General features: G+C 45.8%; 24 protein-coding genes. 7 read left to right on the forward strand and 17 right to left on the reverse strand.

Going from position 1 to position 24,302, the window contains the following annotated elements:
- Window positions 1–126: 126 nt before the first annotated feature.
- Window positions 127–1,311 carry an HD-GYP domain-containing protein gene (locus tag Q7V21_RS13160; protein ID WP_370654064.1) on the forward strand — a complete coding sequence of 395 codons (1,185 nt, stop codon included), beginning with the start codon at window positions 127–129 and terminating at the stop codon, window positions 1,309–1,311.
- Between the two features lie 52 nt (window positions 1,312–1,363).
- Here the strand turns inward: Q7V21_RS13160 and Q7V21_RS13165 are convergent, their stop codons facing one another.
- The 6 genes from Q7V21_RS13165 to Q7V21_RS13190 form a co-directional block, all read right to left on the reverse strand.
- The gene (locus Q7V21_RS13165; protein WP_304917725.1) at window positions 1,364–2,125 is read right to left on the reverse strand and encodes an ABC transporter permease; all 762 of its coding nucleotides are present in this window, start codon (window positions 2,123–2,125) and stop codon (window positions 1,364–1,366) included.
- Complete coding sequence (locus tag Q7V21_RS13170; protein WP_304917726.1) at window positions 2,122–3,051, reverse strand: ABC transporter ATP-binding protein; 930 nt, start codon at window positions 3,049–3,051, stop codon at window positions 2,122–2,124. Before Q7V21_RS13170 ends, Q7V21_RS13165 begins: the two co-directional genes overlap by 4 nt.
- A 227-nt stretch (window positions 3,052–3,278) precedes the next feature.
- Window positions 3,279–4,136 carry a hypothetical protein gene (locus tag Q7V21_RS13175; RefSeq protein ID WP_304917727.1) on the reverse strand — a complete coding sequence of 286 codons (858 nt, stop codon included), beginning with the start codon at window positions 4,134–4,136 and terminating at the stop codon, window positions 3,279–3,281.
- Between the two features lie 4 nt (window positions 4,137–4,140).
- A complete protein-coding gene (locus Q7V21_RS13180) occupies window positions 4,141–4,518 on the reverse strand; it encodes a hypothetical protein (protein ID WP_304917728.1) in 378 nt (125 codons plus the stop codon).
- 180 nt (window positions 4,519–4,698) lie between these two features.
- The gene (locus Q7V21_RS13185; RefSeq protein WP_304917729.1) at window positions 4,699–4,992 is read right to left on the reverse strand and encodes a hypothetical protein; all 294 of its coding nucleotides are present in this window, start codon (window positions 4,990–4,992) and stop codon (window positions 4,699–4,701) included.
- A gap of 47 nt (window positions 4,993–5,039) precedes the next feature.
- A complete protein-coding gene (locus Q7V21_RS13190) occupies window positions 5,040–5,312 on the reverse strand; it encodes a hypothetical protein (protein ID WP_304917730.1) in 273 nt (90 codons plus the stop codon).
- On the opposite strand from Q7V21_RS13190, the gene Q7V21_RS13195 reads away from it, so the two are divergent.
- Window positions 5,302–6,072: a DeoR/GlpR family DNA-binding transcription regulator gene (locus tag Q7V21_RS13195; RefSeq protein ID WP_304917731.1), complete on the forward strand. Its 771-nt coding sequence runs from the start codon at window positions 5,302–5,304 to the stop codon at window positions 6,070–6,072. The two genes, Q7V21_RS13190 and Q7V21_RS13195, sit on opposite strands and share 11 nt — an antisense overlap.
- A gap of 30 nt (window positions 6,073–6,102) precedes the next feature.
- Here Q7V21_RS13195 and Q7V21_RS13200 read toward each other — a convergent pair whose 3' ends face one another.
- Window positions 6,103–8,421 (reverse strand): aminotransferase class III-fold pyridoxal phosphate-dependent enzyme, encoded by a 2,319-nt coding sequence (locus Q7V21_RS13200; RefSeq protein WP_304917732.1) that lies wholly within the window; start codon window positions 8,419–8,421, stop codon window positions 6,103–6,105.
- Between the two features lie 137 nt (window positions 8,422–8,558).
- Here Q7V21_RS13200 and fabG point away from each other — a divergent pair, with 137 nt between their 5' ends.
- On the forward strand, window positions 8,559–9,338 hold the full coding sequence (gene fabG, locus Q7V21_RS13205; protein WP_304917733.1) for a 3-oxoacyl-ACP reductase FabG: 780 nt from the start codon (window positions 8,559–8,561) through the stop codon (window positions 9,336–9,338).
- A 46-nt stretch (window positions 9,339–9,384) separates the two neighbouring features.
- On the opposite strand, the gene Q7V21_RS13210 is transcribed toward fabG, so the two are convergent.
- Window positions 9,385–9,693, reverse strand: coding sequence for a DUF3144 domain-containing protein (locus Q7V21_RS13210; protein ID WP_304917734.1), 309 nt, complete (start codon window positions 9,691–9,693; stop codon window positions 9,385–9,387).
- Window positions 9,694–9,903: 210 nt separating this feature from the next.
- Window positions 9,904–10,770: a LysR family transcriptional regulator gene (locus tag Q7V21_RS13215; RefSeq protein WP_304917735.1), complete on the reverse strand. Its 867-nt coding sequence runs from the start codon at window positions 10,768–10,770 to the stop codon at window positions 9,904–9,906.
- A 111-nt stretch (window positions 10,771–10,881) separates the two neighbouring features.
- Between Q7V21_RS13215 and Q7V21_RS13220 the strand changes: the two genes are divergently transcribed.
- Window positions 10,882–11,739 carry a cation diffusion facilitator family transporter gene (locus tag Q7V21_RS13220; RefSeq protein ID WP_304917736.1) on the forward strand — a complete coding sequence of 286 codons (858 nt, stop codon included), beginning with the start codon at window positions 10,882–10,884 and terminating at the stop codon, window positions 11,737–11,739.
- 25 nt (window positions 11,740–11,764) lie between these two features.
- Here the strand turns inward: Q7V21_RS13220 and Q7V21_RS13225 are convergent, their stop codons facing one another.
- The 4 genes from Q7V21_RS13225 to Q7V21_RS13240 all read right to left on the reverse strand — a co-directional run bounded on the left by Q7V21_RS13225 (window position 11,765) and on the right by Q7V21_RS13240 (window position 14,670).
- A complete protein-coding gene (locus tag Q7V21_RS13225) occupies window positions 11,765–12,574 on the reverse strand; it encodes a hypothetical protein (RefSeq protein WP_304917737.1) in 810 nt (269 codons plus the stop codon).
- 27 nt (window positions 12,575–12,601) lie between these two features.
- Window positions 12,602–13,021 carry a GFA family protein gene (locus Q7V21_RS13230; RefSeq protein WP_304917738.1) on the reverse strand — a complete coding sequence of 140 codons (420 nt, stop codon included), beginning with the start codon at window positions 13,019–13,021 and terminating at the stop codon, window positions 12,602–12,604.
- 173 nt (window positions 13,022–13,194) lie between these two features.
- The gene (locus Q7V21_RS13235; protein ID WP_304917739.1) at window positions 13,195–13,566 is read right to left on the reverse strand and encodes a glyoxalase/bleomycin resistance/extradiol dioxygenase family protein; all 372 of its coding nucleotides are present in this window, start codon (window positions 13,564–13,566) and stop codon (window positions 13,195–13,197) included.
- A gap of 27 nt (window positions 13,567–13,593) precedes the next feature.
- Window positions 13,594–14,670, reverse strand: coding sequence for a heparan-alpha-glucosaminide N-acetyltransferase domain-containing protein (locus tag Q7V21_RS13240; protein ID WP_304917740.1), 1,077 nt, complete (start codon window positions 14,668–14,670; stop codon window positions 13,594–13,596).
- Between the two features lie 254 nt (window positions 14,671–14,924).
- On the opposite strand from Q7V21_RS13240, the gene yegQ reads away from it, so the two are divergent.
- A complete protein-coding gene (gene yegQ, locus Q7V21_RS13245) occupies window positions 14,925–16,283 on the forward strand; it encodes a tRNA 5-hydroxyuridine modification protein YegQ (protein ID WP_304917741.1) in 1,359 nt (452 codons plus the stop codon).
- Between the two features lie 103 nt (window positions 16,284–16,386).
- Here the strand turns inward: yegQ and Q7V21_RS13250 are convergent, their stop codons facing one another.
- The 4 genes from Q7V21_RS13250 to Q7V21_RS13265 all read right to left on the reverse strand — a co-directional run bounded on the left by Q7V21_RS13250 (window position 16,387) and on the right by Q7V21_RS13265 (window position 19,938).
- Window positions 16,387–17,229, reverse strand: coding sequence for a CHAD domain-containing protein (locus Q7V21_RS13250; protein WP_304917742.1), 843 nt, complete (start codon window positions 17,227–17,229; stop codon window positions 16,387–16,389).
- Window positions 17,230–17,416: 187 nt separating this feature from the next.
- On the reverse strand, window positions 17,417–18,760 hold the full coding sequence (locus Q7V21_RS13255) for a diguanylate cyclase domain-containing protein (protein WP_304917743.1): 1,344 nt from the start codon (window positions 18,758–18,760) through the stop codon (window positions 17,417–17,419).
- 211 nt (window positions 18,761–18,971) lie between these two features.
- Window positions 18,972–19,265, reverse strand: a complete 294-nt coding sequence (locus tag Q7V21_RS13260) for a hypothetical protein (RefSeq protein ID WP_304917744.1) — start codon at window positions 19,263–19,265, stop codon at window positions 18,972–18,974.
- 37 nt (window positions 19,266–19,302) lie between these two features.
- Window positions 19,303–19,938, reverse strand: coding sequence for a TetR family transcriptional regulator (locus Q7V21_RS13265; RefSeq protein WP_304917745.1), 636 nt, complete (start codon window positions 19,936–19,938; stop codon window positions 19,303–19,305).
- A 150-nt stretch (window positions 19,939–20,088) separates the two neighbouring features.
- On the opposite strand from Q7V21_RS13265, the gene Q7V21_RS13270 reads away from it, so the two are divergent.
- Window positions 20,089–21,183: an efflux RND transporter periplasmic adaptor subunit gene (locus Q7V21_RS13270; protein ID WP_304917746.1), complete on the forward strand. Its 1,095-nt coding sequence runs from the start codon at window positions 20,089–20,091 to the stop codon at window positions 21,181–21,183.
- Between the two features lies 1 nt (window position 21,184).
- Complete coding sequence (locus tag Q7V21_RS13275; protein WP_304917747.1) at window positions 21,185–24,229, forward strand: efflux RND transporter permease subunit; 3,045 nt, start codon at window positions 21,185–21,187, stop codon at window positions 24,227–24,229.
- Window positions 24,230–24,302: the final 73 nt, after the last annotated feature.

Genomic DNA, 24,302 nt, shown 5'->3' on the forward strand with positions numbered 1-24,302 from the left:
TAAATTAAAAACACATAAATTTCACACTCGCCAGATTAAAGTGATGAAAAGTTTTTTGATTGTTTTGCCGTTTAAGGGACAACAACATTGGTCAAGTGCATTTCCTCAAGTGAGCTAAGACCTGGAATGTTTATACAGAAGCTTGGCGGTTCATGGATGAAACACCCGTTTTTACGCAGCAGCTTTTTGTTAACAGATCCAGATGATATTAAAAAAATTCTTGAGGCCGGCATTGAGGAAGTCTGGATCGATGAGGACAAAGGCGAGCCCCTACAAAATAACACTTCCACTAATTCTTCAACACGATCAACGACTGAAGAATCATCACCCTCTCCAGAGAAGATTGAGCAAACTGCCGAAGATATAAAATCCGTCGTTCCAAGCTCAATGGAAGAAGATATCGTTCGTGCACGAAAAGTGTTCAATGATGCCAAACCCTTCGTTATGGCGATGTACAAAGATGCCCGACTGGGTAAAGCCATCGACCCTCATACAACATTACCGTTAGTTAATGAAATTGATTTAATGGTGCAGCGAAATTCGGCAGCAATTCTCAGTGTGGCTCGGCTGAAAACTCATGATGACTACACTTATATGCATTCAGTCGCCGTGTGTGCATTGATGATATCACTGGCACGCCAGCTTAATCTTAATGAACAGCAGATAAAAATCGCAGGGATTGGTGGATTAATGCACGATCTTGGTAAAGCGCTTATGCCTCTGGATGTGCTAAACAAACCCGGAAAACTCTCTGATGCAGAATACGACATCATGAAAAAACACCCGGCTGCCGGTGCCAAATTACTTCAGGATTCAGGTGCCGAGCCCGAGGTGGTGGATATCGCTTTGCATCATCACGAAAAAATCAACGGTTTAGGTTACCCAAGTCGTTTACAGGGTGAAGAAATATCACTTTTATCGCGAATGGCAGCCATTTGTGATGTCTATGATGCTGTGACTTCAGAACGTGCTTATAAACTGGCTTGGGATCCTGCCGGTACGATTCGAGAAATGGCCAACTGGGAAGGTCATTTTGACAAACAAATCTTCAATACTTTTGTAAAAATGGTCGGCATATATCCAGTTGGTTCATTAGTGCGGTTGACATCACAACGCCTTGCGGTAGTTATCGAGCCTGGAGTGACATCTCTGGTAAAACCTAAAGTGAAAGTGTTTTTTTCATTGCGTTCAAAAGCCCCTATTCAAATACAGGTTATAGATCTCGCACTGCCAAGTTGCAAAGAAACCATTGAGGGACCTGAAGATCCATCAAAATGGCATTTCAAGCATTTGGATCAATTATGGCAATAATAGATTTTGACTTGTCCTGCTTGGCTTAAAAACAATGCTGTTAAAGCGTGCATCACACTTTTACTTTATAGCCCGTTTTAAAAATCCACCAGATAAACAGCATAAACACGATCAGGAAAGCGGAAACCATCACCAGACTTAATGTCAGGCTAACATCCGCGGTGCCATAAAAACTCCAGCGAAAACCACTAACCAGATACACCACCGGGTTGAACAAGGTTACTTTCTGCCAGAACTCCGGCAACATGCTGATCGAATAAAATGTGCCCCCCAGAAAGGCTAAAGGTGTGACTACCATCAATGGAATAACCTGTAACTTTTCAAAACCATCGGCCACAACGCCAAGGATAAAACCCAGCATGCTGAAAGTAATACAGGTCAGCACCAGAAACAGCATCATCCACAGCGGATGCAGAATCGAGTAATCCACAAATAATTTGGCGGTGAGCAAAATCAACATCGCCAGAATAATCGACTTAGTAGCAGCTGCTCCCACATAACCAACCACAATCTCAAATGCCGAAACCGGTGCCGACAAAACTTCGTATATTGCACCGGACCACTTGGGCATATAAATGCCGAATGAGGCGTTGGAGGTGGTTTCAGTCAACACCATCAACATGATCAAGCCCGGAATAATAAAGGCTCCATAACTGACACCACCGATTTCAGTCATCGCCGAACCGATGGCCGACCCGAATACGATGAAATACAGCGAGGTAGACAACACCGGCGAAGCAATACTTTGCAGCGGCGTGCGCCAGCTACGATGGAGTTCGGATAAATAAATGGCTTTAATCGCATACCAGTTCATTTTGACTCCTCCACCAGACTGACAAATATTTGTTCCAGGGTGCTTTGTTTGGTTTGCACATCGCTCAGCTCAATACCAGAACGATGAATCGCCGCCAGCACTTCAGTCACATGATTGGATGGTTGATTGTTATCGTAATCATAGGTCAACGTTTTGCCGTCTTCGCCAATTTGCAACACAAAGCCATTGAGTTCGCTGGGTAGCTCTGTAATCGGATGCTGTAACTGCAGGATAAGTTGTTTACGCCCCAGTTTTTTCATTAATTCACGCTTGTTTTCCACCAACAGAATCTCACCATGATTAATAATGCCAATCCTATCGGCGATCTCTTCGGCTTCTTCAATGTAATGCGTGGTGAGAATAATGGTGGTGCCTCGTTGACGTAACTTTTCCACCAGACGCCACATATCACGACGTAACTCCACGTCGACACCGGCGGTCGGTTCATCCAGAAATAATATTTCCGGCTCATGAGCCAAAGCCTTAGCAATCAACACCCGGCGTTTCATGCCACCGGAAAGGAATTGGATTTTGGCGTGGCGTTTATCCCATAACGATAATGCTTTAAGAATTTCTTCCAGATACGCATCATCACGCGGCTTACCAAACACACCGCGACTGAACACCATGGTATTCCAGACAAAGGCAAACACATCAATGGCTAATTCTTGTGGCACCAAACCAATTTGTTTGCGGGCCTGCCGATAGTCTTTGACGACATCATAGCCACCGACCAACACCTGACCTTCGCCCACATTCACCAGACCACAAATAATGCTAATTAACGTGGTCTTGCCAGCGCCATTGGGGCCTAACAGAGCGAAGATCTCGCCCCGTTTAATTTGTAGATTGATCTGATTTAACGCTTGAAATCCAGAGGGATACTTTTTACTGAGATTGCGCACATCAATGATGTGATTTTCCATCACTTGCGTTTCCTTCACGGCGTTGTGTAAAAGCTTAGTCGTATTAGAGTGTCATTATTCGACAAGGTTTAAAAATAACGCTATTTAAACTGCGGACAACATTGTTAGTTTCAAAAAAAACATTTTGTCTAACTCACTGCAGGCTGACACTGTCACATTAAATAACGGTTAAGTTATAGCAAAAAGGTCATTTTCAAGCCTGACTTGTCAATTAGCAACGCATCCAATCAAGGTAACGGACGTTGGGCCGGCCACGCCGTTGCCGGTGCAGGTTGCATAGCTGATTCGTCAAAAGCCCTGTTAATTCGAAACGCAACCGTTGTGACCTTATCCTGCACATCTCCACCAGGTTCTTGCTGCAGTGTAATACTTCTGAACAGTTCATAGTGGTGCGCCTCCAGAACTGAAGTGACCTTGGAGCCCCGTGGCTCAAAGCCCCATTCAACTCCACCTACCCAAGTACAGGCAATAGCACCTTTGTTACCTGCAATAGCTCTCTCTACACATGGCTGTCCAGCGACAGTTTGCAGCCTACCTGCAGATGTTGTCTCTGCTCTGGCCGGAGAGCGTAACAGCAAAGTCGCATCGGTACTGGCCAACGGGGCGACATTAAATGGCTGATTGTCATTTAAATTGATACCACGCAGCCCTTGTTGATCAATCAATACATGACGACCGCTGCTGACCAGCTGGAAATGACAGCGAGGTTTTTTTTGCGGCCCAGCGATCTTATAGTCCCAGAATTCCAGCCGGTACGCTGTTCTATCCTGATCCAACCATCGCTGCAGACGAATTGTACCTATCTTCAGTGCTTCACTTTCCAACAAGGCTTTGGTCGGAATGCGCTCTTCTCTACAAACATCCAATAAATCTCTGTACAACTCCCTGCGATGTTCCGCTGAAGTCGGAACAATGATCTGATCAATATAAATTTTCGGCATCGGTGCTGGCTGCTCAATCACCTCCGCGGTACTGGTATCAGGAACAGCTGAATTTGAATCTGATTCCCCACTACAGGCAATCAGCATTAACCCCAACATAATGGTTACAAAACTGCTTCGCATCATCTGAAATATGCTCATCATCGGTTTATTCAATCACTTCACATTCAACAATTTCATAACCAGTGCCTTGCTCACTATTGAGCAGTTCTGCAACGATCCCAAAGCCCGCTTGCTGCGCAGCAGCAAGATCTGCCTGTGTTATTTCATGGATTAATATGCTGCCAGTGCCCATACCGCATGCCGCTGGATACATCACGCCGGTTTTATGACCACAATGCGTTTTGCTGACTTCAATCCCTGCCGCATTGAGTTTGGCAACACTTTGAGCAGGTGTGATACCCGTAGTTTCGCATTGCAGAGCATTTCGGTTCTCGTAAACTAATACTGCTTCCGATATCGAGTCCTGCTTACTGCAACCGGCCAGAAAAACCAGTGACAGGATCAGGGTGCTATAGATTTTCATGGTGATGCCTTATGTAAATACACGTGTTTGAGACCAAGAGATCGGTTAAATGTTGGTCACATTTCAAATGATATAAAGACTTGAAGGAGATGAAGCGATTACAACCAACAAAAAACTGACGGGTATTGTACCCGCCAGCTTGATGGTTAATAAAATAATAATGGTGACAATAAATTTAACTTATTTCTTACAATAAACTCCTACATAGCCGCCATCGAGACAGCCATCTTTTCTGATTGTCATCGGGTTCTGATCTCCCCCGATAGCGACCATGACCTTATCGCCTTCAACAGTGAATATGCCCAGAGCGGTCTCATCACCATCAATTGCCCTCACCTTATCGTCAGGGCCAAATACCAGTTTGTCGACCCATGCGTTTTCCTGACCAATATATTCACCCGAAACAGAACCGCCGCTACCACCACAGGCAGCCAAGGTGAAAAACATGATTATTAACAGCGTTTTTTTAATCATTTTCAGCATCCTTAATAAATATCAGATCGAAAAAATAACCATACCCTCTACTTTCCATCACATTCCCGAACCACGAAAATGCCACGCAACACACTGTAATTGAAGAATTTTCCTTCAACGCGATTATTATCCTGTTCAATGAATAAAGCTATGGTTTTACCAGAATAAATTGCGCGATTTTCTGCAAGAACCAGGAGAGTAGCTGGAATACAGTCAACACCCTTATCCAGCCTTTGGAATTTGTTTGAATGTGCTAAATCGTTAATGAATATGGTACCTTTCAAGCCAACAACTGCGAGTGCTCGGAACATGTCACGCAAAAAAACTGCCCGCCACAAATCGATTATTGATGAACTGACCATTCATCCTTCGATGCGTGTCAGCGAATTAGCTTCAGCCTTAAAAGTGACCACCGAGACTATTCGACGCGATTTGGAAGAACTGGCTGAACAGAACCTTATCAGCCGGACTTACGGTGGTGCGTTACTGCGTCAGGCAGTGGAACCAGTGCTTAATGAACGGCATAAAGCCAATCTTGCAGAACGTGCTGCTATCGCTAAAAAAACTGCTCCACTGCTGAAAGGTGCAAAAGTAATAATGATCGGTTCAGGGGTGACGACGGTTGAAGTCGCCAAGCGTATTGCCTATGAAATGAACAATATCACCGTTATTACACATTCTTTCGGGGTCGCCACGGTGTTGTCATTTAACCCGACAATTAAGGTGATAATGGCACCGGGCGTTTATCACGCAGAAGAAGGTGCTACCCATGGTTCAGTCACCTGTCAGTTTCTGGCAAATTACACGGCCGATTGGGCGATCTTGGGTGCCAGTGGTTTGGCATCAACCGGTCCATCAGATGCGTTAGTTGATGCAGCTGATGTGTATAAGCAGATGATTCGGCAAAGTACCCACAATATGGTGGTTGCCGACCACAGCAAATTTGATCGTCTGGCCACCGCACGTTATGCACAGTGGAATGAAATCGATCATTTAATCACCGACAAAAAACCCAGTGGGCCACTGAAAAAAGCCTTATCCACCGAACAAGTAACGATTATCGAAGCCCCTGTCCAATAAGTATTGGTAACAACCGGTTCAGATAAAACGTCAAACCTGTTGAGAAAACGCCTCTAAAAAGAAGTCAGCTTCAGATTGTGTCAGGGTTAACAACGGACGTAATTTGAGAGTAGCGCCAAACCGTCCCGCTGCGCCAATCAATACGCCAGCCGCTTTTAATCCATTGATGATTTGTTTGGTTTTGAGCGGATCAGGAATGTGTTTATTGTCTGTTTTGCCGATATCGATTCCGATAAACAGCCCCTGCCCCCTTACCTCGGCGACATTCGCTGATTGCTCGGCAATAGAGTGCAATTGGGTTTTTAAATAATGTCCCATCACTAGGGCATTAGCTTGCAAATGCTCCTGCTGGATCGTGTCCAGCACAGCTTGCCCTGCCGCTGCGGCCACCGGATTTCCCCCAAAGGTATTGAAATATCCGACATCGGCACAAAAGCTCGCCAGATAATCTGGTCTGGTGGCTACAGCAGCCATCGGAAAACCATTACCCATCGGTTTGCCCATAGTCACAATATCCGGCATCACTCCATGAAAATCAAAGCCCCAGAATGTTTCACCCAGTCTTGCAAACCCCGGCTGCACTTCATCGGCGATAAATACGCCGCCCGCCTTATGCACCACATCCACCGCTTGTTTTAAAAAGCCTCTCGGCTCGGTATAGATACCATCTGAGGAAAAAATGGTATCCACTAACAGGCCGGCAACTTTATAGCCCCTTTGCTGCAACAGCTCAATGGCTTCACTGACTTTTAAGGCGAAGCCCGTTTCAATATCCTGACCATATACATTCGATGAGGGTGCCGGGATCGCCACCACATAATCTGGTAACTTACCTTGTTTAATAATCGACGGAGACACCTCGGTCACCAGACTGGTATTACCGTGATAAGCATCTTCAGTCACAATAAAACCTTGTCCCCCGGAAGCCTGTTTTGCCAGACGCATCGCCAGATCATTAGCCTCACTGCCTGAGCAAGTCATCACGATGTTGGCAATTGAGGCAGGCAACGTTGCTTTCAGCGATTCAAGATATTCATCCACGACCGACACCAGATAACGGGTATGTACATTTAATGTAGCAAGTTGTCGGTAAACCGCCTGAACCACGCTGGGATGGCAATGCCCCAGACAAGGCACATTATTGTAGAAATCAAGATAACGTTTACCATCCGCCGCATACATCCATGCACCTTGTGCCGATAGCATTTCGATCGGTTCCTGATAAAACAATACCGATGCTGAACCGACATTATTCAGACGTCGCATGACATTTTGCGGATGGCTGCTGGAGCTTGCTTCAAAAGCATTCATATCCAGAATACGCTTTTCGGTTAACACGTCATCGCTGTCTTGGTGCTGCTGTTTCAGATAGTTTTTTGCCAGTTCAATAGTGCCAAAAGTGAATTGTTCAAAGCCAGCTTCAGCAGCCGTTTCCGTTTCCGGATGACTTGCCACCCAGGCAGTCAGTAACAATCGACGAAACATCACCAATGTTGAAATCATCGCCTCACCTTCGGCTGAAAGCGGCGCTATTGATTTATAGCCACGCACCCAGGCACGTTGCAACTCGGGCAATAAAGGCGAGGTTTCAAGGAATGATACCGCCGAGGCAAAATCATAGATAAACCAGCTAAAGCCACAGTCATCAAAATCAATCACGCTTAGCTGTTTGTCGTCGACTAATAAATTCGCCAAGCGCAAGTCAGCATGCACCAACCCAAAACGATCCGGGCTTTCACCGTAATGGTCTAACTTTGCTTCCAACACGTCGCATAATTGTTCTAATATCGCCTGCCCTTCTTCATCCAGTCCAGGCGCTTCTCGCCAGTCTCCCCACAATGGATTTGCCCCAAAAGCACTGTCAAAATTCCATTTTTTACGGTTAAAGCCTTCCGGCAAAGACCATTGCCGCGCCTGTTGATGCAATCTGGCAGACGTCGCACCTAATATCTCGAATCCCTGAATCAGGGATTCATCTTCATCCGGTTGTTTACCCGGCATAAACTCAAACGCCACCAGATAACGTTCAACCCCATTATCTTTAAACGAAGCAATCAATGATCCATCACGCATGGTTAACGGTTCAGGGGTGTTCAATAACGCTTGCTCACGCAGCGATTGAATCCACAGTAACTCGGAATGGATTTCCTGTTTAGAGTGATATTCGGGTCGATGCACACGAATAATAAAGCGTTGCATTTGCTTTTCATCACTCACCATATAAGTGGCATTTTCCGAGACCGTTAACAGCGAGACATTGGCATCTTCATCGATATTCCAATGTATTAATAATGATTTTATTTGCTCAGCTAATTGCTGCAGATATTCGTTGTTGTATAAACCTGCCATCGTTTGCTACCTAAATAGAGTCCGGTTAAAAATATTTATATCGCCAAAATGTCCGACTTGCAATATTTTTGTTGCAAAGAAACAGATTTATGCTAAAAATACTGTTAACTAAGTTGTCCCTATTCTGGAGGTAGTTCATGCTGACATCTATTCAAAACAAGACTGTCATTGTCACAGGTGGCTCAAAAGGTATTGGTAAAGGCATTGCCAGTGTATTTGCCAGACAAGGTGCCAAGGTGATGGTTGCTGCACGCGGTGAGTCTGCAGCAAAAGAAACCGTGGAGGAAATTAAGGCTGCAGGCGGTAGAGCAGAGTATTTTTTATGTGATGTCGCTAATTGGGATCAGGTTCAGGTACTGGTCGAACACACAGAAAACACCTTCGGACCAGTGGATATCCTCTGCGCCAATGCCGGAAGCTTCCCACAAAAGAAAATTATCGACCTCACACCAGAGGATTGGGATGACATGATGTCGACCAATCTGAAAAGCACCTTCCTCTGTGTCAAAGCCTGCATTCCACATTTTGAAAAACTTGGTAAAGGCCGCGTTGTTATCACCTCATCCATAACTGGTCCGATTACAGGTTATCCCGGCTGGTCTCATTACGGAGCGACCAAGGCTGGTCAACTGGGTTTTATGAGGACTGCAGCAATGGAACTGGCGCGTTACCACACCACCATTAATGCTGTGATGCCGGGTAATATTGTGACCGAAGGTTTAGCCAGTCTGGGTGAAGACTATCTCAACAGCATGGCGGCCGCGATCCCACTGAAACGACTTGGTTCAGTAGAAGATATTGCTAATGCAGCACTGTTCTTTGCTTCTGATGAAGCCGCCTATATTACCGGCCAGCAAATTGTGGTGGATGGTGGTCAAACATTGCCCGAATGTACCGAAGCAGTAGACGAAATCTAGCGTTGACTGACAGAAAGGTTAAATAGAAAAAAGGGTAAGCGAGAGCTTACCCTTTGTTTTGCAGCTGTTCAGAAGCCTGAACATAATTGTCGAAATTCTGAATATAGTCATCCATATTCAATTCCAACATCCGCCGAAATTCACTGACAAAAAATCTGACGGTTTCATCTTTTGCATCAGCCATATCGTTGGCATTTGTCCAGCCAGATGCTGTGAACCATGCACTGTATCTGGCTAAACCATACATAAACGACGGACTGACTTCTCCTGCTTGAATGCCTTTTTCCATTTGGTTATTGGCTAATTTGATATAGGCATCCGCTCTATCAAAAAAAGCCTTATCTCTCTCACTCATATAAGGTTTCGCTTTTTTTATTCGTTTTGGCAAGACACCAAAACAAGTGAGCAGGATAAACCTCAGCAATACGGGATTGATATGGAATAAAGCACAATCAGCTACGGGAAAACATCAATTCATGATTGTTATGCAACGTGCAAATAACGGATGAATCCTAAAAATGCCGAATTACATTCACTGAACATACAGCACAGCGTTTTTATTAGCTTAAATCTTAAATTTCCGCGTTAATTCTTTAGTAACGCAGTTTCTTACCCAGGTGGCCACTTTGAGATTGGGACCATTGGTTAAACATTGAAAATACACTGCAGGCAGTGTGGCTTCGGTAGCCAGACTAACCAAGGAGTGCTGATTAAGCTGTTCGTGAATCAATGTTTCCGGAAGTATGGCCCATCCATTTCCCCCTAGCACGGCATCACGGATTAACTCATACATAGTCAGCCCCAAGTATTGGCGACCCACCTGATCTTGAATGACCAGCTGACCTTTTTGCAGATAGGTCAGACAGACTTGTGTGTACTGACTCAGATCCTGACGAGTAACTTGCGCCAGTTTTGCCAGAGGATGTTCGGGGCTGACCACCGTGCGTTGTTCAACCATGCCCAGACGATGCTGAAGTTCTACCGAATTATGCACACCCAGTGCGATATCAACGATTCCGGCACGAATGAACTCGGCATGTTCCTGTGAGGGCAGCAAATAAACGGCGGTGGATGTTTGCGGAAATTCACGCTGTAAATCATGCATGCATTGATGCCAAAACTGTTCTGGCAGCGAGTCATCACGGGCTATTTTTAGTTCGGCTTCGATCCCTTCAAGATGTTGCTGGCTAAGCTGTTCAATACGTTTTGCACTTTGCAACAAACGTTGGCTATCCGCTAATAATGTTTGCCCAATCGGCGTCAGTTGCAAACTATTGCCCGAGCGCTGAAACAGACTGACGGCAAGCTCATCCTCTAAGGCTGAAATCGCTGCACTTAAGGTGCTTCTCCGCTTTCCCATTAACTCTGCGGCACGTGCAAAAGATCCGTTTTCGGCCGTTATCAAAAATGCTTCTATCTGTTCAATGCGCATGGCAGCCCAAACCTATTATTGTTTTCAGAGCTAATATTATTGGCGCTGAGAGATTTTGTCGAACAAATAAATCCCCCTACAATCGGCCACGAATTTAAAGGGAGACTTTTCATGGGATCAAACATCGAGCGCCAGGCATTATTTATCTCTGCTTTATCTGCAGGATTATTTGCCATTTCAGGATTGATCATCGGGCTGTGGAGCGGTTCGGTCATGATCTTGTTCGACAGTGCTTATTCATTGTTGTCACTGGCGTTGGCATCACTGTCTTTATTGGCGCTCAAACTGGCGAATCAACCAGCTGACGGGCAGTATCCTTTTGGCCGTTTAACCATTGAACCAATAGCGGTATTGGTCAAAGGTATCGTAATGGCGCTGGTATGCCTTTTTTCTGTGGCTTTTGCCACGATGAGTTTATTGCAGGGCGGCAGAGAGGTGAATATTGATATTGCATTGGCCTTTGGACTGATCAATGTCACTGGCTGTGCGATTACCTGGGCACTCATTCATCATCGTCAGAAGCAAGCCAATACTGCTTTACTGAGAGCTGAGCTGCGTCAATGGCAGATGGATACCTGGTTAAGCGCCGCGGTGTTATTAGGTTTTATTATTGCTTTTCTGATTAAGCAATCACCGTTTGCACCGCTGGCGCGGTTTGCCGACCCGCTAATGGTATTAATAATTGGTACCTGCTTTTCAGTTATCCCTATCAAGATGATTACTCAGGCAGTGAAAGAAATACTGTTTGCTTCACCTTCTGCTGAGATACAAAATGACATAAAACAACGCATGCATTTGCATGGATTATTTCTCGACGAACCATTACGTTCAGCCCAGGTAGGCAGCTTTTTGGTGGCTCAATTACCGCCACATATAAATCTGGCGCAATCTAAAAAAGTTCGTCAAGAATTAAACGAACTCTCTAAAAATCAACAGCTTAAATTAATAATGATACAAGGCCTCCCGTAATCGCTAATCGGGAGGCGCTTGAAAGCTATTTCACCCTGTCGAGATCAGCAGCAATATGTCCTGAAATAGCTGCTGATTCCGAATATCCCATCGCTTTAAGTTCATTCACCAATTTGATGATTTCGGCAACACTGAAACCGGCGCCCATTCTGGCAATCTGGTGATAATAAACAGCATCTTCCGGAAAGCGTTCTGCCCGTTGAAACTGGCGCAGATGACCACAGACATCCTTGATATGTGTATGCAAGCGTATAAGACTGGAAACCAGCTCTGGGGCCATATATTCAGCATATTTCATATTAATAACGTCCCAGATATCGTCCGCTCGTTCATTGAGATACAGATAAGTATTTTCAGTAAACAAACTGCTTTCCGATAAATGTGTCACCAATTGCTCAGGTTCCACATCTGCCATTTTTAACAGCAACTCAGCACGTTGCTGACGAATGGCCGCCAGTTGTTTGTCTTCGGTAAGTCCGTCAGGAATATCCGGTTCAAATCCTAGAAACCGTACCGCGATCCCATCACGCAAACGATTCACGTTGCGAGCAATCAGATAATCAATATGCTGCTGAACCAGTTTCCAGCGTTTTGCTTTGGAACGCACCAGCAAAGTGTCGATAATAAACAGCGTAAATGCCGCGCCCAACAACTCGGTAAACAAACCCAAAGTCACATCTTCATGCAGTTCCTGGAACACCCACAACCCAGCCATGGTAATGAAAATGGCGGCATACACCGCTAACGGTATTTCAGTATTGCTGATCACATTGAATAACGATTTTTTCCGCGATTTTTCTTCGGTTGATTCAGGCATCGGCTTTTCGGCAATCATCTAAACTCCATACGTTGGACTGAGTATTCACTGTGAAAACTGGGCAAAAAGCTCTTCGCCAGTGAGATTTCGGGTCTTTTCTGCAAAGCTGTAGTAAGTCGGCTTGCGGTCAATAAATACCTGGTCGGCTAACTGCCATTGTTCATTCTCATCAAACAGCCCAACCGGAATGGCATACATTTCGCCCTGCTTCAAGCGATAAAATAAATGTGTACCACACTTCTGGCAAAATCCCCGCTCCGCCCATTCTGAAGAATTATAAACAGTGATATTTTTGGCACCGTCAAAATTTACATCGCCACCACATTCGACAGCTAGAAGTGGTCCCCCGCCCCACTTCCGGCAGGTCTCACAATGACATGCTCCAATATGATAGCTTTTGGGTTTTGCAGTCAGACTGACAGAACCACATAAACAATTTCCGGTGAGTGCACTGGCTGAGTCCATACTTTTCTCCTTATCGCGGTAACACACGAGGTTCAACTATTTAAAAGCTATAAAAGCTTTTTCAATAATTTATACCTAATTTATGACTGCTTACAGATCCGAATGATGTAACTGACAAATAGCGGGAGAACCATCGAGCAAACCGATGGAAATGGATTGTGAGAAGGTTTTTTTTATGATTGAGCCAACATCAATACATATCCGTCAGGATCTTCAAGTCTTAACTCGCCATTAGGCATATAGAACGGATAGTTAATTGCACCCGGCTTATGGCCCAGTTCGGCCATAATATTGTGGGTCTGCTTGATATCGTCAAAGTACAGATAGAAAAGAATAGCTTGCTGGGATGCGTCAATTGGCGCTGACGCCAGCCCCAGCATCAGATTGGCTTGTTCACTTTGTAGCCAAGCCCAACTGAGTGCCGTCTGTCCATCCGCAATAATGCTATTCGCCACGGTGAAGCCAAGATCAGCGTAGAACTTGATGCTTCGTTCGACCTCCGCGACATGTGCAAAGGCGACCAGCGATTTTGTTTGAATGGTCATATTATCTCCATATTCATTTGAGCTGATTTAAGCATTACTCGATTTTCGAACCCTTAACCAGCCACGCAAACTCAGGTCTGAAAGCAGGATGACCACGAACATTGCCAACAACGTATTGATGAAGCTGAGCTGCTGCACACCGACCGCCATCAGTCCCCAACCGATAATAATCCATTGCAGAATATAAATGGCGGTAACATGTTTGCTCCAAAAGAACAGTAATTCCACAACACGATTTAAAGCAATATTTTCGACAACAAATCGACATATCCCCAACCAGAGCAAAACAAAACCGCTGATCCAGATCGTCGCCCCGGGTCCACTTCGCAAAAAATACGGGTAATGAAAATCCATATTCGATAATGTCAATAACGTACCGACAAGCAGTAAAGCAAGACCAAGCCATAGCGTATTGATAAAGAAACGTTTAGGAGAATTAGTCCGTTTAAACCAAAAACCGAATGCCATTCCAAACAGCGGGTAAGCCAACCAGGGAAATAACGGAAACATCGAACCTTGATATTTGTTTCCCCACAATAATTTCAACACTTCATCAAGCACAATCCAGCCACTGGAAATATCCCAAAGCAGCGGTGAGAGAAAAACAACGATCACCCCTGTGGCCAACCAGTATTTTGGCTGAGGAAAGTAGTGTTTGAGAAAAACGCAGATGGCAAATGCAAGTCCGGCGAATTGCAGAATATCGACAATCAGAAATTCGCTCAAGGGCGAAACCCCACCCGCTTCCAGTTCAGCATAGCTCACCAGTCCCAATTGCAACGATAGCCACAATGGAATAGAACCGCGTAACAGATTGAGCACATAACCGATAACAAACAGCCATGCAGCTCGGCGCAGACCCGTGGCCACGTCCAGACGGGTCGAAAATACAATAAATATTCCCATGATAAACATAAACACTGGAGCTGCCGGCGGACTGCCAAGAAAGCTGACTACACTTCCAAACAGACTGCTGCGAACATCCGCCTGACCGTAAAAGTCCAGCACATGTATCAGCATCATAAAGAGAATCGCCAGACCCCGTGCCAGATCAAAAGTAGCGATTCTTGAAGTATTTGATTTGAGATCGAGTGTTGAATCCATTTTTACCAACAGGTTTGATAAGTATTTTTTCGAAGGGATCTAGCAAATTGGATGGTAAATCAAGGATAGCCGTCTAATGCTAGAAACAAGAGAGGTATATAAATTAAGGAACGATCTGAACGAGAAAAAGGTTCAAGAATGGAATATTTACTTACACATCAAAAATGTTGATCAAGATCAGTAAATGTCTTTGTTTAGGCCTGTATAAGTTTTTGTTTGATTATAATTCCCGCTTTTTTTAATGGGTAAACCCGATGAAAGCGCCTGAGTTACTGCTACCTGCTGGAAGTCTCCAACATATGCATTATGCATTTGCTTTTGGTGCAGATGCGGTTTATGCCGGTCAACCTCGTTACAGTCTGCGTGTACGCAACAATGCCTTTCACAAGCTCGATATTTTGCAGCAGGGCATTGAGGAAGCGCATCAATTGGGCAAGCAGTTTTTTGTTGCCAGTAATCTGATGCCTCACAACGCAAAAATCAAAACCTATATGAGTGATATGGAGCCGGTCATTGCTATGCAGCCGGATGCTCTGATTATGGCCGACCCGGGTTTGATCATGATGGTACGAGAACGCTGGCCAGAGATGCCAGTTCACTTATCCGTTCAGGCTAACACGGTCAATTATCAAGCGGTTCGGTTCTGGCAGTCTTTAGGTTTAAGCCGGGTAATTTTATCCCGTGAACTATCGCTCGATGAAATTGAAGAGATCCGCCAATTGTGTCCGGATATTGAACTGGAAGTATTTGTTCACGGAGCTTTATGCATTGCCTATTCCGGTCGATGTCTGTTATCAGGTTATTTCAATCACCGCGATCCGAACCAAGGAACCTGTACCAATGCCTGTCGCTGGGATTACAAAACCCATGCCAGCGATCAACAGGATGATTCGCCACAAAAAATTGATTTCAATGCCTTTTCTGCCCTGCAGGAACATCAACTTTCAGATTGTGGAGGCCAGCAAAGACATCCGCTTGCCGACAATATTTATCTTATCGAAGAAGCAAACCGACCTGGTGAATTGATGCCGATTTTTGAGGATGAGCATGGCACCTATATCATGAACTCAAAGGATCTGCGGGCCATTCAGCATATCGAACGTCTGAGCAAAATCGGCGTGGATTGCCTGAAGATCGAAGGACGCACCAAGTCGGTTTATTATGTCGCCAGAACCGCACAGATTTACCGTCAGGCGATTGACGATGCAGTCGCTGGTCGGGCTTTTGATCCACGATTAATCGGCCAACTCGATAATCTTGCTAATCGTGGTTACACCGATGGCTTTTATCAACGGCATCCGACTCAGGAACAACAAAACTATCTGCACGGTTATTCCAGCAATCTGCGTCAGCAATATGTGGGGGAAGTGGTTGGTTTTGATAATACCAAACAACGACTGGACATTGATGTACGCAACCAGTTTGGTATTGGCGATACGCTGGAACTGATAACACCTTCAGGCAATGTCAGCTTTAATCTGCAGGCGTTGTTTGATCAGCAAGACCAACCAATAGCAAAGGCTCCCGGCAGTGGTCATCGCGTCTGTCTGCCCTGGAATCAATCATGGCAAGGACCGGGATTGTTGGCTAAGCATTTAACGGCAGAGACATAAGCAATGTAGTTTTATTAACCTGACGAGCAGTCAGTAACCGTTATCTCAGTCTGATTCATGCATAACCTACACTTAATATGACACAGATAAAGTTACTTGAATTTCAATATTTTCGAAGCTCTTCTAGCTTCTTCAGATAATTATCCCGCAGGACCAGCCACTTATGCCATTGCCGCTGCAGCTCCTGATCTTGCCAGCCAGACAAGGCAATCACTGGTTCGCGAGCATTGGCAAAAACTTTGGTAATGGCTGAGGATTGTTTGCCAGTTAATAAGGTAATTTCTGTCAATTCATGATCGATGACCCAGCGAGCAAATTCCGGCAGGTGGCTGCGAAAAACCTGCATATCATGGAAATCCCCCAGCAGTTGTTGAACCTCTTTACACCACTCAACCAGTGCTTTTGCGTTATTAACTGTATCGATAAAAGGTTCGATCAGATAACGCAGATATTTAATTTCAATTCGTGCCAGGTGCGTTTCCTGCATCCCAGCTCGCAAAAGTTGGTTAATCAGCTCAATACGCTGTTCAACCGTTTTATCAAGCCATTGGCCTAAGCCAATACCCATTTTTTGTTTGATCTGAGGTTCCAGTTCCTGCTTTGTAGAAAAACGTAACTCCGTCGACTGCTGATAGGCTTGTTTGCCATATTCAATCAGCTTATCAAGAGCAGGCATCTCACCAATCTGCTTTTGTGCCAAAGCCAACCAGGCCAGCATCACCTCATGATCACGCACTGGATTGCTCGAATTGGCCAGCGCCTTCAGCCGTTTACGAGTGGACTGTTTGGTTTTGACTTCATCGCGGGCGAGTTTTACCCACACCCGTAATCGACGCAGCTCAACACGCATATCATGTAATGCTTCGGGATCATTTTCTGCCGTTTGAAAATGTGTCCAGGCAGCATGAAAGGTCGTTTCTTTTTCCAGGATGACTTCTAGCAGCATCCTGCCTGCTGGTTTTGATAAGGCATTCTTAACATCAGCGATCGTATGAACCTGTATTTTCTTGCTTTTTTTACCCATAAAGATATTAGCAATGCCTGGATCAGTTTTCTCACTATATCTGATTAGCTTGAGTCCGCGTAGCTAACAATCGAGTCAATTCGCTCCATTGATAACTTGAGTTACCCACTTAAGCTGAGTTTCCATCAGTGCTATCAAATGCTTGATAAAAACAGATCCGATTAGAACCGGATTTTTTGGCTTTATACATGGCATGATCAGCAGCTTCCAGCATCGCGATAGAAGACATTTCATTTTCTGGAAACAGTGAGATGCCAATGCTAGTGGAAATCAGCACAGACTGTTGTACAAGATCAAACGGCATCGCAATCGCATCAATAATGGCCTGGGCCACAAGTTCAACATCTTTTTGATGCTCAGCGCCGGTGAGAATCACGGTAAATTCATCACCGCCCAAACGGGCAACTGTATCTTCCTCTCGAACACAATTTGTCAGCCGCTCTGCCACGAGTTGCAAAACACGGTCCCCTGCTTCATGACCAAGCGTGTCGTTTACGACTTTAAAGCCATCAAGATCCAGGAAAAGCACAGCAAGAGGAAGACTGCTACGCTTAACATGCTTGACCTCTTGTTCCAGACGATCCAGAAAAAGCCGCCGATTAGGCAGCCCTGTCAGAAGATCATGGTGTGCGTTGTGCCATATTTTTTCTTCAGCAAGTGCTTGTTCTGTAATATCTCTGGAAATGCAGACTGTGGCTTCAGTATTTTGTTGCTCGTCCAACACTGGCGCAAGCAAATACTCGAACCTATCCCCCTGACCAGAGCTAAAGGTATGGACAAACTTGCCTCGGTGGGTCGATTGATCTGCCATCACCTTTTCTAGATTGTGTTGGAAATCCGCCGCGAACGGAAACCCAAGGTCAAAAGTGGATTTGCCTATAATCTCCTCGGGTGGCAAAGCAAAAAGATCGGCTGTGGCTTTATTTGCATAAATAAATCGGCCTTGAAGATCCAGTACATAAATCGGATCTGGTGATGCCAGCAGAATAGCCCCGAAAAGCCGTGTCTCCATTTCTTTCTCGGTTGCATACTGCTCTAACGATTCGGCAACGGCCTTGTCGATGGCTTCATGAAATCGGGTGAGATCTTCAGGGTGTTCAAAAGGAATATCTTTATAAGCTTTGGTCCAGTGTGACACTACGCTCGCACGAAGCGCCCTGAACTCAGAAACTGTTTCCATAACGCTGAAACCACTGGTTTGCCGATCGCCGCCATGTACTTCTGCCCAGGACTCTTCGTCACTCGTCGGCTCGAATCCTTTGGATTTAGCGATCTGTTCTGACTCACTTTGAGGCGTATCGAGATCGTCAGCAATTTCCAGCAACATATCTCTGGCATGATCGCGAAGCCCGGTTTTGCTCATATGCTTGGCATTTAGGATCGTTTTCGCGAATTCTTCCCAATCCTGAAGAATGGGTTCAATTTCTGCTCGAATAAAATCAGCTAACCGCATTGTTCATTTGCATTTGTTTGACCCACATAGAATACGGAAACAACAAAATCTGAACATTTGGTTCAGAGCAGGATTTTCTCATATATGAGGGCCGAGCATTCGATATTTGGATTAACTGTATTAGGTGCAAAAAGCTGGAAGATGACTCACAAATGTGGGCAACATATAAAAAGAGTATCCCCTGGCCATAGCAGGGTAACAATCGTCGTATTTATGTTTGACCGGGATGCTGTTTTGATACTCGATCACGACAGCGCAAACCACCTAGTAGCGCGATAGCAATGATGCAAGCAGCTGTGATTAACGGATCATCATTTACCAGCATAATTCTGCCGAAGTACAGACTGGCAATCACCATCACAACCAGCGCCAGCAGCAAACAAGCTGCTGCCCCCACCCGAAAAGCTAATGGTCGGGAAATATTATTGTTGCGACACCACTGCCCGACAGCAGCTATATAAATGTAGTAGATCAGTATTCCGATTATCGCTGCAGTCAGTTGCACGGCTAAAATCCTCTAACAATAATAAATCGGCAAATGTTCATTCTGATTCAGCCGCCAAAGGCTGTACTAATAGACCGAGCATTAATGTCTCAACGATGCAGTCTATTTCATCTGCCAAAGCGTATTTACGGATATCTTGTAACCAGTCAAAACAGACACCAATCATAAAAGCATGGAACTGACGACAAGCAATGGCTGGAGTAAGGCCAGCCCGTAAATTCCCGGCGAGCTGGACCTGTTCGAATAAGCTTTCTACTTTCGCTTCGGAGTGTTCAGAGAGTCGAGTGAACATGCTGATCCGTGGGTGGTCATCTTCTAGTTTTTCGCAGCGATGAAATACGATAGTTGCTGCCCGTTGCAACGCAAGGTCATAACAAATGGCTTTCAATGCATGTTTGGCAATGTTGCGAATACATATTTCGGGTGTTGTGCCGTTTTTCTCCAACGCATCATCCACAATCTCATCGAGAGGCGTGCGCACCCTCTCAAGCAGCGCATCAAACACTGCGGCTTTATCCTCAAAGTGCCAATATATGGCTCCTCGGGTGACTCCTGCGGCTTTAGCAATATCAGCCAAGGTGCTTCGGGATAGACCCTGAGCCAAAAAAGTAATTTCTGCAGCATCCAAAATCAGCTCTCGAGTACGTTCGGCATCAGCCTTACGTTGGGACATGGCGACTCCAATTTACAAATTTTTTCAATATTTTGACATTAAATAGATAGCAAAGTCTGTGTATCGATATTATTATACAACTCACTGACATTCATGAATGTCAGTTAACCATAATTTTCAAAATGCTGAAACTCTAGCAAGGAGCTTAATGTGTCCGTTACTCGCCTCTATTTAATGCCAATCATAATAACTCTGCTGGTGATGACGGGATGTGAGCAGCCCCCGGCAGAGTCAGTATTTCTGGCACAACCCGTTAAATTGATGACACTTGAACCAGGAACCGCCAGTGCAATGCGGCAGTTCCCGGCACAGGTGGAAGCCACCATCCGAAGTAATCTGTCTTTTCGAATAGCTGGTGAACTCATAGAACTCAAAGTCAAACCTGGCCAACGAGTTCACGCCGGTGATGTTATCGCCCGCATCGATGATCGTAATGCAAGAAGTGAGTTAGATAGCGCCCGCGCACGCTTAGAATTAACCAAGGCCTCACTGGAACGTATGCGTTTTGCTTTGCAACACAAAGCCGTCAGCCAATCCCAGTTTGATGAAGCAGAAAATGATTGGCGGGCGGCTCGGGCCACTTTTGATCAGGCCGAAGAACAGCTCACACACACCAAACTACGCGCTCCATATGATGGTGTAATTGCCCAAGTCCCAGCTGATAATCGGCAGTTTGTCCAAGTGCAGGAGACCGTCGCCATTATTCAACAACCGGAACTGTTAGATGTGGTGTTTCATTTACCTGAACAAATTGTGCAGCGCATACCACATAGCAATGGGCACCCCTTCAGCGAGGATGCCTCGTTTGAAGTTCGCTTCAGCAACAGCGACAAGGTCTATCTCGCACAGCTAGCCTCTTATACAACCCAGGCCAACACGCAAAGCCTGACCTATGAAATTAAACTGACACTGCCACAACCTGACGATATCACGCTGCTGGATGGAATGAGTGCCACGGTTCGACTGGATTTGAACAAATTACAATCCAATACCGCAGCACCACTTTGGTACCTGCCGCCTGAAGCGGTGAGTTATGCCGGAGATAACTCAACCCAAGCACAGATATGGCGCTATTCAAGCTCAGAACAGCTTGAAGCGGTTCCGGTCACTATCGGCCGGTTAACCTCTAGCGGGCTGGAAGTTAGTGGTGAATTGATGGAGGGTGACCGCATCGTTGCAGCTGGTGCTGAACGTTTAACCTTAGACACCAAAGTAACCCCATGGGTAAAGGAACGGGGACTTTAATATGGTTGACTATTTCTTACGCCACCGAGCGACAAGCTATTTAATGACGGTAGTACTACTGATTGGTGGTGCGCTGTCATTTCTAAACATGGGTCAACTGGAATTTCCTGAATTCACCATTCGCAACGCCATCATCACAACACAATATCCCGGAGCCACTCCTGAGGAAGTTGAGCAAGAAGTCACATCGACGCTGGAAGAGTCGATTCAGGGAATGCCAGCTATCAAGCACATCAGTTCCGTTAGTTCAGACGGCCTCTCACAGATCACCATCGAGCTTAAAAGCACGGTGCAGAACCATGAGCTGCAACAACTGTGGGATTCGCTGCGACGTAAAGTTCAGGATGTTCAGGCCCAACTTCCTCCGGGTGCCAGCCAATCCATCGTAAACGATGATTTTGGCGATGTGTTCGGTTTTATGGTCAACCTGACTGGCGATGATTACAGTATGCCGGATCTTGCTGATCATGCTGACTTTCTCAAACGTGAGCTTTCACTGGTAAATGGAGTCGCCAAGGTTTCATTAAGTGGCGAACATGAAGAGCGTATTTATGTAGAAGTCGACCGCGAACGGCTACGCGCCCTCAATATTCCCCTCTCCCGCCTGCAACAATTGCTTGAAACCCAAAATGCGGTAGCTGACTCAGGACATCTTAAGCAGGATGGTCGCCGTTTTCGTATCACCCCTACCGGCAGTGCTGCCAATATGGATGATCTGCGAGCACTTATCATCAGTGAGGGCAATGGCCAATTGGTGAGATTGAGCGATGTTGCTGATATCAGTCGCGAGCTGGCAGAACAACCTCAACAGCTTTATCGCGATATGGGTCGCTCGGCTATCTCATTAGGTGTTGCGTTTGAAAGTGGCGTAAATGTGGTCGAGGTCGGCAAACTTCTGCAACAACGCCTGAGCGAACTGCAATCCCGAACGCCACTTGGTATGGATTTAAATATCGTCTACAACCAGCCCCAAGTAGTCGATGATGCCGTATCAGGATTTCTGGTGAGTCTGATGCAAGCTGTCGCCATAGTTGTCATCGTGTTAATGCTATTTATGGGTTGGCGCAGTGGTTTGTTAATGGGCTTTATTCTGTTGATCACCATTATCGGCACCTTTATGTTGATGTACATTCATGGACTTCAACTGGAAAAAATATCACTGGGAGCACTGATTATCGCACTCGGTATGCTAGTGGATAACGCCATAGTAATCACTGAAGGCATGCTCATTGGCCTCAAGCAGGGTAATAGCATTCGCGATTCAGCTCATCAGGTTATCCGTCAAAATGCCTGGCCCTTACTTGCAGCCACCCTGATCGCGGTAACAGCTTTTGCTCCGATTGGCCTGTCCCCGGATACCACGGGAGAGTTTGTAGGTTCGCTGTTTTACGTGTTGCTCTATTCCCTGTTGCTGAGCTGGATAACGGCCCTAACGCTCACTCCATTTTATTTCAAACTGTTTTTCCGCAATGTCGCACCAGGAGATGGCCAGGAAGATCCCTATCGTGGGGTGGTTTATCGCTTTGCCAGTCTTGTAATAATAGCTTGCATCCGTTGGCACTGGTTAACCTTGATGCTGATGGCGGTGGTATTGGCAAGCGCAATGGTTGGCTTTGGCTCAGTCAAAAATGCCTTCTTCCCGGCATCAAATACACCTATCTTTTTTGTCGATTACCGGACACCAGAAGGTACGGATATTCTTGAAACCCAACGTCGGGTGAGTGAGCTGGAACAAAGTGTTATGCAAATGGAAGGCATTCGCCATCTCACCACCACTGTTGGTGGCGGAGCACAACGCTTTACTCTGACCTATTCTCCAGAAGACCGCTACGCCAGCTATGCTCAGCTCATCATTGAAACGGATGACAAAGAAACACAACGCAAACGCATAGCTGACGTTGAAAAAATACTGCAACGAGATCACGGCGATATCGACTATAAAATCGCTCCATTGGAAGTCGGCCCCGCCCCCAAAGCCAAGCTGGAAGCCCGGATTTATGGCAGCGACCCAGAAGTGCTACGCCAGTTAGGTGATCAGATTGAAGCCTTGTTCCGTGATACCACGCATATGACCAGCGTACGAACCAGTTGGCGCAACCGCGTACAAACTCTGGAACCAGTTTTCCTTGAAGATACTGCACGACGACTCGGCGTCACCCGAGAAGATCTGGCCAGTTCGCTGGCAGTGAGCACCAGCGGTAGTCAATTGGGTATATATCGTGATGGCAGCGATTTGATTCCGATTGTTGCAAGGGCAATCCCCGAGCAGCGCCACGATGTAGATAATTTTGGTTCACTAAACGTATGGAGTGATGAACAATCGCGCTATATCACCGCCGACCAGGTTATCAGTGAAGTTGTCACTCAAGTGGCAGATCCTTTGATTATGCGACGTAATCGCGAAAGAATGCTGGCCGTCTATGGTGAACCACATCCGTTAAGTAATGTAACGGCGGCCAGTGTGTTGACCGATATTCGTCCACGGGTGGAGGCGTTGACACTGCCGGCAGGTTATCGGTTGGAATGGGGTGGTGAAGACGAAACCGCAGGCGAAGCACAGAGCGGACTTTTTTCCTCATTACCGTTGGGATTGGTAGTGATGTTTATTCTCACTGTCGTGCTGTTCAATAATTTTCGCCAACCACTGGCCATTTGGTCGCTCGTCCCATTAACGATCATTGGTGTAGTCGGTGCGTTACTAATAAGTGGTCTGCCTTTCTCATTTATGGCACTGCTCGGTACGCTCAGCCTGATTGGCATGGTGATCAAAAATGCAATCGTCTTGGTGGAAGAAATCAATGTACAACTGCCGCTGCATAATGATCGCTATCACGCCGTGGTTAGAGCTGCGGTCAGCCGGGTTCGCCCGGTAGCAATGGCCGCATTGACCACTATGCTTGGAATGATTCCCCTCATTAATGACGCTTTTTTTGCCAGCATGGCAGTGGCGTTAATTGGTGGACTCGGGGTTGCTACCTTGCTAACTCTGATAGTGCTTCCGGTGGTGTATTGCGTGCTCTACCGGATTAAAATTCATGCAGATTAAACAACTGCGGTGTCACACATTGCCAGCTGATGCCGTTCTCCCAGGCGAGTTTGAGAAATCAAACTCGCTGCAT

The organism is Methylophaga sp. (assembly GCF_030651745.1).